Origin of the sequence: Candidatus Cyanaurora vandensis (assembly GCF_013285555.1) — a bacterium.
GTDB lineage: Bacteria > Cyanobacteriota > Cyanobacteriia > Gloeobacterales > Anthocerotibacteraceae > Cyanaurora > Cyanaurora vandensis.
In genome coordinates, this window is sequence record NZ_JAAXLT010000153.1 from 1 (window position 1) to 2,821 (window position 2,821).

The window sequence follows — 2,821 nt, forward strand, 5'->3', positions numbered from 1 at the left end:
CCCCCAATCAACCAGCCCCCCGCAAAACGGCTCCAGCCCTCGCCGCCAAAGTTGGTATCGTCGTCCGGCCCGACCGTGGCATAGAGGGAGAGAGCCAGGGTGCAGACGAGGACCAAAACAATCGTCGCCACCAGAGCCGCCGCCACCTGTAACTGTAAAAAGTCCGCCGGACGGTTGGCAGTCAGCCGCAGCGGACCCAGCAGGGTGAAAGGACCAAACAACCAATACCCGTGGGCCATCCCCACTTCAAGACCCCGTAAGAGGGGGTCCAGGTTAGGCCGATTGATGGGCAGATTGCCAATAAAGAATTTGATCAGGGGTGAGTTGTTGATGGGCGTAAATAAATTTGCGCTTTGGGGGTCGTCCGTATAAACGGTCGTCCGGGAAATGGATTGCATGGCAGTACCCGAGCCAGTTTGCACCATTTTACGCTCCTGCTGATCTCAGGTTGCCCTCTGAAACAATCCTTTACTTTCCGTTACCTTTGCATACAAACTCTCTGGCGGCTGACTCTTTTCATGACGGGCTAATAGTGTTTAAATGGACCTCACAAGCAATTGAGTCACTAGGGGTAGTACCCGATGGGAGTGTTATGCGTGCGCCTAAGGTCTTGAGTATTCAGGCCGCCCAGGAGATTACCACGGATTTAGGCCGTTTCAGCCTCTATGCGGGGGAGGGCAAGGGCAAATCCGCTGCTGCCCTCGGGGTGGTGCTGCGCTCAATTGGGCTAGGGGTGGCGCGGCGCACGGACCACCGGGTCGCCCTAGTCCGTTTTCTAAAAGGGCCAGACCGTCCCTATGACGAGGACTCTGCCATTGGTGCGATTCGGAGTTTCTATCCTCACTTAATTGATACGGTGCGCTACGGTCGGTCGGAGTTTTTCGGACCCGAGGCGACGATTCCCTTGGACTACCAAGAGGCTCAGCGCGGCTGGCAGGTGGCAACAGGGATGATCCTCTCGGGGCTTTACCATGTGGTGGTGTTGGACGAGTTGAGCCCGGTCATCAACCTGGGTCTATTACCCGTGGAAGCAGTAATCCCGGTCCTCCAATCGCGCCCCAGCCATGTCGAGATTATCGTCACTGGACGCAACCCCCACCCCGCATTAGTGGAGATGGCAGAACTCTTCTCGATTCACACACCCCGCTCAGCAGCGCATCCGATTCCTGGAGTCCATTTCACCACTGGATCGGGTAAGGGCAAGTCTACGTCTTCCTTAGGACAGGCCCTCAAATGTGTCGGTCGTGCCCTCGATGGCACCGATGGTCGCAAGATTAAAATTATCCAATTCCTCAAGGGCGGCAACTTCGGCTCCTATTCTGAGGATGCAGCGATGGCAGCCCTGCGCGAGATCTCACCGGATTTGATTGAACACGAACGTTACGGACGTTCGGTCATTGTCTTCAAGCGCGTCCCCACCGATGTAGACCCCAACCAGGGCCGTCAAGAGGTGGATTATGCCTTTGCGCGGTCGGGTTTTTGGTCAGCTTTAGAAGCGATTGGCTCGGGTGAATTCCAGTTAGTCGTGATGGATGAAATCTTCCCTACCCTCGACCTCGACCTCATCCCCGACGGTGCCCAGCGACTCTGGCAAGCCCTCCAACAAAAACGCGCCGATGTCCAAGTCCACCTGACGGGCCGCTGTTGGGAGGCGAACCCCGCTTCTCAGGACCTCCTGGAGTCCTGTGAGACCCACACCTTCATTGAGGGCCGCAAGCACTATTACACCTGTAACCCGGATAGCCGGCGCGTGGGGATTGATTGCTAGGCTCACGCCGTCCCCGACTGGTTGAGGGTCAGCGGACCAGCAGCTTTGATGAAGTTAAGCGGGAGACTACCCAGCTAGAATTAACCCAAGCAAACGGTATACATGGTACTTGACCGGACTGATTGGCGCATGCTCGTTCACTGGCGACGTAACCGGGTGGTCTGACCCAGCCGACCCGCCTTGAGAACTAAGGTGTCATCATCCACCCACTGAAATGTCACCTGTTCTGCCTGGACTAAGGAATCGTCCTCACTCAAGCGGGCCACCACCTGCCCCTGCTGTCCCTGGATCGTTACTTTTTTGCCACTCTGCTGAATCGTATAAACGCGCCCATTATCATCAGTCCAAGTCCCACTCAATTCCAGAGCCAACACCGGACCCGCCAAGACCAGAACCGTCCCTACCGCCCACACCCATTTCATTATTCACCTAGTTAGTCGCGCTATTCTAATTATAGGGAGTCTGAGTATACTAATAGCGCGGATATGGATATGACACTAGGGACTTCAACAAAAATTGAAACGGATATCTGGCTACGGGCGAACTGGGAGGAATTCTTGCGCGTTGCTGACGACCCTGCTTATCTTCATGACCGGAGCTATTACGATCACGGTCAAATCAGGATTGAAATAGCAGCTTTAGGTTCGGCTTATGCGCGGGATAATGCATTAGTTGTAATGGTTATTATACTTTTCGCTACGCCCAAGAACTTTCGCGTAAAACAGCTACTCAACGCTAATCTCAGGAAGGGAGGTCTTCAGGAGTGTCAGCCAGATGCGGCTTTTTATATTGGAGACGACGAAGACACTGCCCCGTGGAAATACGCCTCTCAAGGTAGATCTTGTGGGACCGCCTTCTTTAGTCATCGAAATCGGTGCTTCCTCAATCAATGATGATTTGGGGTACGAGCGATTGTTGTATGAGCAGTGTGCGCGAATATTGGGTGTTGAATGTAGCTGTATGCTTTCTCGATGGCTGAGGGACGCAGTATAGCAACCCTACAGAAATTGTAAAAAGAGTCATGGTGCTCAACAGCCGCCCCCAACCCCCAGC

4 protein-coding genes are annotated in these 2,821 nt (G+C 54.3%); 2 read left to right on the plus strand and 2 right to left on the minus strand.

Annotation, left to right across the window (positions count from 1 at the left end):
- Window positions 1-398: photosystem I reaction center subunit XI (locus tag HFM78_RS10580; RefSeq protein ID WP_287129413.1), on the minus strand; the 398-nt coding region annotated here is incomplete at its 3' end.
- Between the two features lie 194 nt (window positions 399-592).
- Between HFM78_RS10580 and HFM78_RS10585 the strand changes: the two genes are divergently transcribed.
- Window positions 593-1,768 (plus strand): cob(I)yrinic acid a,c-diamide adenosyltransferase, encoded by a 1,176-nt coding sequence (locus HFM78_RS10585; RefSeq protein WP_287129414.1) that lies wholly within the window; start codon window positions 593-595, stop codon window positions 1,766-1,768.
- Between the two features lie 137 nt (window positions 1,769-1,905).
- Here HFM78_RS10585 and HFM78_RS10590 read toward each other — a convergent pair whose 3' ends face one another.
- Entirely contained in the window at window positions 1,906-2,190 is a 285-nt protein-coding gene (locus HFM78_RS10590; protein ID WP_287129415.1) for a hypothetical protein, read from the minus strand.
- A 63-nt stretch (window positions 2,191-2,253) separates the two neighbouring features.
- Between HFM78_RS10590 and HFM78_RS10595 the strand changes: the two genes are divergently transcribed.
- Entirely contained in the window at window positions 2,254-2,661 is a 408-nt protein-coding gene (locus HFM78_RS10595) for a hypothetical protein (RefSeq protein ID WP_287129416.1), read from the plus strand.
- The last annotated feature ends 160 nt before the right edge of the window (window positions 2,662-2,821 follow it).

What these genes read in the sequence shown, in the direction of transcription:
- HFM78_RS10590 (WP_287129415.1), bottom strand. Translation starts at nt 2,190, where the DNA reads ATGAAATGGGTGTGGGCGGTAGGGACGGTTCTGGTCTTGGCGGGTCCG.
- HFM78_RS10595 (WP_287129416.1), top strand. Translation starts at nt 2,254, where the DNA reads ATGGATATGACACTAGGGACTTCAACAAAAATTGAAACGGATATCTGG.
- HFM78_RS10585 (WP_287129414.1), top strand. Translation starts at nt 593, where the DNA reads ATGCGTGCGCCTAAGGTCTTGAGTATTCAGGCCGCCCAGGAGATTACC.